General features: G+C 43.9%; 1 protein-coding gene. It reads left to right on the forward strand.

Features of this window, described 5'->3' with window-relative positions; all coding sequences use genetic code 11:
- Positions 1–43: 43 nt before the first annotated feature.
- The coding region (dsbB, locus tag R7Q11_RS28880) for a disulfide bond formation protein DsbB (protein ID WP_225467309.1) at positions 44–537 on the forward strand (494 nt) is incomplete at its 3' end.

The following is a 537-nucleotide window of genomic DNA, read 5'->3' on the forward strand; positions in this document are numbered from 1 at the left end:
TGAGTATTCAGAGCTTTTTTCTATTTCAGACAGGATTGAAACCGTGACTATTTTTTCATCACTTAACCAATTTTCGAAGGGACGCGTATCGTGGTTGCTTCTTCTTTTGTTCATCATATTTTTTGAAGCCTGCGCACTCTACTTCCAACACGTAATGATGCTTGCGCCATGCGTAATGTGTATTTATGAGCGTGTGGCAATGATGGGTATTGGCGGTGCAGCTATCATCGGACTTATCGCACCGAACAACGCACTATTCCGCTGGTTAGGGCTTATTGGTTGGGGATTAAGCTCGTACAAAGGATTGATGCTTGCAATGCAGCACGTTGATTACCAGTTCAATCCATCACCATTTGCAACTTGTGATCTTTTTGTCACCTTCCCAAGTTGGGCTCCGTTAAACCAATGGGTTCCTTGGATGTTTGAAGCGTATGGCGATTGTTCAAAAATTGTTTGGCAGTTCTTCGACTTATCGATGCCACAATGGTTGGTGGTTATCTTCGCTGGTAACTTGGTCGCTTTGGCGTTGATCGCGAT

The organism is Vibrio sp. 970, assembly GCF_033339075.1.